The sequence below is a fragment of the Streptomyces sp. CA189 genome (assembly GCF_056428985.1).
Genome location: NZ_JBWJVM010000153.1, coordinates 1 through 4,814, shown reverse-complemented (window position 1 = coordinate 4,814; position 4,814 = coordinate 1). Strand labels below are relative to the sequence as shown.

4 protein-coding genes are annotated in these 4,814 nt (G+C 68.4%); 2 read left to right on the top strand and 2 right to left on the bottom strand.

Translation table 11 applies throughout. From position 1 onward, the window contains the following. Together tap and tpg are read left to right on the top strand one after the other, a co-directional pair. On the top strand, window positions 1-1,527 hold a 1,527-nt coding region (gene tap / locus AC061S_RS44090), incomplete at its 5' end, for a telomere-associated protein Tap (protein ID WP_478691517.1). 9 nt (window positions 1,528-1,536) lie between these two features. Beyond that, entirely contained in the window at window positions 1,537-2,091 is a 555-nt protein-coding gene (gene tpg, locus AC061S_RS44085; protein WP_478691516.1) for a telomere-protecting terminal protein Tpg, read from the top strand. Between the two features lie 243 nt (window positions 2,092-2,334). Here the strand turns inward: tpg and AC061S_RS44080 are convergent, their stop codons facing one another. Together AC061S_RS44080 and AC061S_RS44075 are read right to left on the bottom strand one after the other, a co-directional pair. Further along, window positions 2,335-2,808 carry a MarR family transcriptional regulator gene (locus AC061S_RS44080; RefSeq protein WP_250744360.1) on the bottom strand — a complete coding sequence of 158 codons (474 nt, stop codon included), beginning with the start codon at window positions 2,806-2,808 and terminating at the stop codon, window positions 2,335-2,337. Then, complete coding sequence (locus AC061S_RS44075; RefSeq protein WP_239516702.1) at window positions 2,805-3,443, bottom strand: helix-turn-helix domain-containing protein; 639 nt, start codon at window positions 3,441-3,443, stop codon at window positions 2,805-2,807. Before AC061S_RS44075 ends, AC061S_RS44080 begins: the two co-directional genes overlap by 4 nt. Window positions 3,444-4,814: the final 1,371 nt, after the last annotated feature.

The following is a 4,814-nucleotide window of genomic DNA, read 5'->3' as shown; positions in this document are numbered from 1 at the left end:
GGCAAGGACGGCGACCCCCTCCTCGTCCTCACCCCCGAAGCCACCGAGGCACTCGGACTCCCCCTGATCCTGGAAGACCGCCGCGGCCTCCGCCTCCCCGACGACCACCCGGTCATCAAGCAGCTCACCAAGGCGAAGTGGCAGCTGACCCGCCGCGGCTTCGGCCCCTGGCCCCGCATCTACCGCCCCGCCACCCCCACCACCGGCCGCCAGTGCGTCCAGCTCGCGATCCTCCCCTGGGGCGCCCTCGACCCCCGCGCCTGGGGCGAGCACACCGCCGAACTCCCCGCACCGGAACTCGCCGAGCTCCTCACCTCCTACGCGACCCGCGTCCTCACCCCCCGCGGCTCCACGGCCGTATCCGGCCTGGAGCTGATGACGGCGCTGCGCCCGCCCACCCGCGCCGCCCGCGACGAGTCCACGAACACCTGGGTCTCCGCCCCGGTCCCCGGCTCCCTCACCCGCCCCGTCGACCCCGCCCCCCCGGAGGCCCCCGACGAGCACCCGGTCGTCGCGGCCCTCTACCCCCGCTCCCACCAGCGCACCCCGGACCAGGTCCTCGACGAAGAGGCGTACGACTGGATCCGCGACCCCCAGCTCCTCACCGACGCCGAGTGCACCCGGACCCACGCCGTCGGCATCGACGTGAACATGGCCTTCGCCGCGGCCGCCAACCGCCTCCTCGTCGGCATCGGCCCCGCGGTCCACACCGACGGCCCCCGCTTCGACCCGAAGCTCCCCGGTTGCTGGCTGGCCGACCTCTCGGCCGAAGCCGCCGCCCTCGACCCCCGCCTCCCCAGCCCCTTCACCCCGCACGGCCGCCCGCCCACCGGCCCCGCCTGGTACGCCACTCCGACCCTCGCCTACGCCAAGGAGCTCGGCCTCTCCGTCCAGCCCACCGAGGCCTGGCTCCGCCCGGACCACGGCCCGTATCTCGACGCCTGGTACACCCGCCTGCGCGACGCCTACATGGCGACGATGGCGGAGCTCGGCGTGCACGCGGCCCTCGCCGACGTCGAGTTCCTGGACGCCATGGCGCACTACAAGGGGGACCCCGACAACCCCGCCCCCCAGACCGCGGTCCTCTCCGCGATCAAGTCCACCGTCAAGGGCGGCATCGGCAAGCTCCGCGAACGCCCGCAGGGCGCCGGCTACCGCCCCGGCGAAAGCTGGCCCGCCCTCGAACGCCCCACCTGGCGCCCCGACATCCGAGCCGCCGTCATCTCCACGGCCCGCGTCAACATGCACCGCAAGATGCAGAAGCTCGCGACAGCAGCCGACCTCTACCCCATCGCCGTCCTCTCCGACTGCGCGGTCTACCTCTCCGACGGCCCCAGCCCCCTCGACTTCCTCCCCCGCACCCCCGAGGGCAAGCCCCTGCCCGGCGGCTTCCGCCTCGGTGTCAGCCCCGGCATGGTCAAGCACGAGGGCACCCAACCCCTCCTCTGGGCCGTTGGCCTGCTCGACGAACGCCACAACCCCGCCCGCCACATCAAGGGCCACGACGCCGCCGCCGACGGAGAGTAAGAGCCACCCATGTCCGAGATCAGCGACAGCCTCGACCGTGCCGACGAGCAGAACTTCACCCGCCCCATTCCCAAGTCGGCCGGGGCCCAAATCCGCTACCTGGTCAAGAAGCTCAAGTCCACGAAGGCCGTGGCGGACCTCCTCGCCATCTCCCGGCGCACCGTCGAGCGGTACATGAAGGACCAGATCAAGCGGCCCAAGCCGGCCCTCGCCGCCCGCCTGGAGCGAGAGGTACGCCGCCGCTGGCAGCCTCTCGTCCGCAAGCGGGCCCGCTCCAAGGCCGCGAAGCAGACCGGCCTGATCATCGAGACCCGCGCCCGCTTCGGGTTCAGCGCCGCCCCCGGCACGACCGACGACGGCCGCATGCGCCGCATCACCCAGCACCTCCCCCCGGAGTACGCCTCCCGCCTCTTCACCGCCTACGAGGCCGGAGCCACCGAAGCCCAGCTCCGCGGCATCACCGCCGAAGGGCTCCAGGAGATCTACTTCAAGGACCACGGCGCCCGCGCCCAGGGCCTCCTCGTCGAGTTCACCGACATCGACTACGTAGAACTCAACTTCTAAGAGAACCCACCGAGGATGTCCTTCCCCCAACCCGGAGGGAACCAGGCCCGCGCACGACGAGCTGGCAAAACCTTTCGAGGAGGTAGTCCCTCAGCCGCTCCGACTCCGCCTCCGCCACGACAGACGGGCCGCGAGCCCCCACGCTCCCCCCTGAGCCCCTCAGGCACCACAAAGGGCCCCGGAGTACTCCGAGGCCCCCACAAGCCCCTGAGCACCCCTCAGAAGCCCTTCAAACGCCACTCGTCAGCCAACCGCGTGCAGCGCCCTACGCCGCTTCGATTCAGCCGCCTTCTTCGCGACGGCCTGAGCCGCCCGCTTCTTCCGCTGCTCCGCGAGCTGGTCCTGATACGCCGCCACCGCCCGGTGGTAGCTGGCCACATAGCCCCGCGCGTCCAGCCGCTCCTCGGCGTCCATCTCGTTCACGGCCGCGACCGCATCCTCGAACGAGGTGTACCCGGCGAGCATCGGGTTGATCTGGTAGACCCCGTTCCGGATCTTCCTGACCAGCTTCGCCAACTCCAGGCTCCGCAGCGCGGCGTTCACGCTCGGCCGGCTCAGGTCCAGCATCCCGCCGACCGTCGCCTGGTCGATGAGGATCCGCCCGCCCGGCTCACTGAGCGAACGCAGCTTCAGCAGTACTCGGTACGCCGCCGGCGGCAGGTCGAGGTCGGAGAGCAGCCCGTCGGCGTTGACCGCAGCGAATCGCAAGGTGCTCACTGAGCCGTCCCTTCTCCCGTGCGCTTCGTCCGGCTCACCCGACGCGCAGCGCGCTCTCTTGCCCGTTCGGCCCGCAGTTCCGCGATGGCCTGCCTCATGTGGTCCAGCGAGGGGAAGCGCACCAAGTCCGGCAGGCTCGTATCGCTACGAATCTGCGAGATGGTCCCGTGCTGCTCCACCTTCACGAACTCACCCGTCATCTCGGTACCCGGGATGAACTCCGCCACCCGGTAACTGTAGGGCGGGTTGAACTGATACACACCCCGCCGCACCTTGAAGACGATCCCATGAGACATCACCGTGTGCAGAGCTTCCGACGTCTTCGTCCGGCTGACATCCAGGATGGTAGCCATCTCCTCCTGGGTAAGTGGAATCCGCCCCCCCGCCCGCTGGCAGGCGATGAGCAGCAGGATCAGCCGCAGGGGCAGCGCTTCCCGGAAGTACTGGGCAATCACGAGGAAGAACTCGAGGCTGTCCATCGAGAACGCATTCGGCTGATTCTCGGTCCCGTAGAACTCCAGCGGCTTGCGCTCGCCGTCCAAGGTCAGCTTCCGCGTCGGGTACCGCTTCGCGAGGCTGTCCAGATCCTTGACCGGAGCCAGAGGCTGACTCCACGCGGAGATCGCGTCGTCCACCGGCAGATCGGGACGCGGGGTCCCTACCGGATTGCCCCGGCGGCGCTGTGGCTCTGATGACACGAGGCTGCTCTCCACTCCGTTGATCTGCGGAGATCAGTATGTCAACAAGGGTGACACAAGTGTCACGCTCGTTGACGTTCGGCGTGTCTTGTGTCCCCTCACAGGTGACATATCTCAGCCACACACCGCCCGAGCCCCCTCCCGCCCCTCCCCGGCCAACCCCACCCGCCCCACCACCAGTTAGCCGGCAGATCTCCCCCAATACGTCAGCCCCCCCGACGTTTTAGCGCATTTTACGTCAGTACCACTGACATTTTGCAGCCGTTGTGTCCCCCTACCAGCGACACAACACCCGAGATATGTCCCTCCTGAGGGGGCATATCTTTTCCCCCGTACCCCCTCTGACCTGCGACGACGCATCTCCGTACCTTCTATAGGCGCGTGGCAGCTCCCGTTCAAGCTCTCAACCCCATCTCAAACAGCAGGTAAGACCCTTGCCCGCCCAGAAAACGACCCCCACCCAACACCTCTCACCCCCACCGGAATCCCCCACTCCCCAGCCACAACCCCGCAGAATCTGACTGATTCCCATCTCTATCCACCTCATATTTTGAATCAGACCTCCCAGCAGACCCTTAACGCCGTTAACACCCCAGCCAGCCCCCACCCCGTTAACGCCGTTAAGACCCCAGACGTAAAGACCCAACATGGGGAAGCCAACCCGGCCAACAGGCCTTAGTTCGGGGGTCGTTGAAGCGGGATTACTCCCCTGGAAGCGCTGGAGTTCGAAGGTTCTACTGGTGAAGCGCAACAGAACCAGAGAACTCTGGAACGAACCTCAGGACTGGTTCGGGTTCCGCTTCGCTTCACCCGAAGGGGCCTGCTTTACAGGCCCCTTCCTGCTCTGGCTCCAGGCCGGCTTCACCAACTGGTACCTCCCAAGCAAAGCTCAGGCCCCCGGCCGAAAGGCCGGCCATAGCTCGGAGCGAAACGGAGAGCTCGGCCCGAAGGGCGGCTATGCCCTGCGGAGCAGGGCCCCCCGAGCGCAGCCAGGGGGTTTCAGTCCCAGGCGCGCAGCGCCTTGGAGTACCTGCTCCGAAGGAGCAGACCATGCCTCGCTTCGCGGGGCCCCCGAGCCCAGCGAGGGGTTTCAGTCCCCAGCGCGCAGCGCTGGGGTACCCGCCCGAAGGGCAGGCCATGCCCCGCAAAGCGGGGCCGCCGAGCGCAGCTCGGCGTTTCAGTCCCAAGCGCGCAGCGCTTGGGACTTGTTCCGAAGGAACAGGCCATGCCCCCGCCCGCTTCCCTCCTAGGCGCGCAGCGCCTAGGTACCTGCTCCGAAGGAGCAGGCCATGCCTCGCGAAGCGAGGC

What these genes read in the sequence shown, in the direction of transcription:
- tpg (WP_478691516.1), top strand. Translation starts at nt 1,537, where the DNA reads ATGTCCGAGATCAGCGACAGCCTCGACCGTGCCGACGAGCAGAACTTC.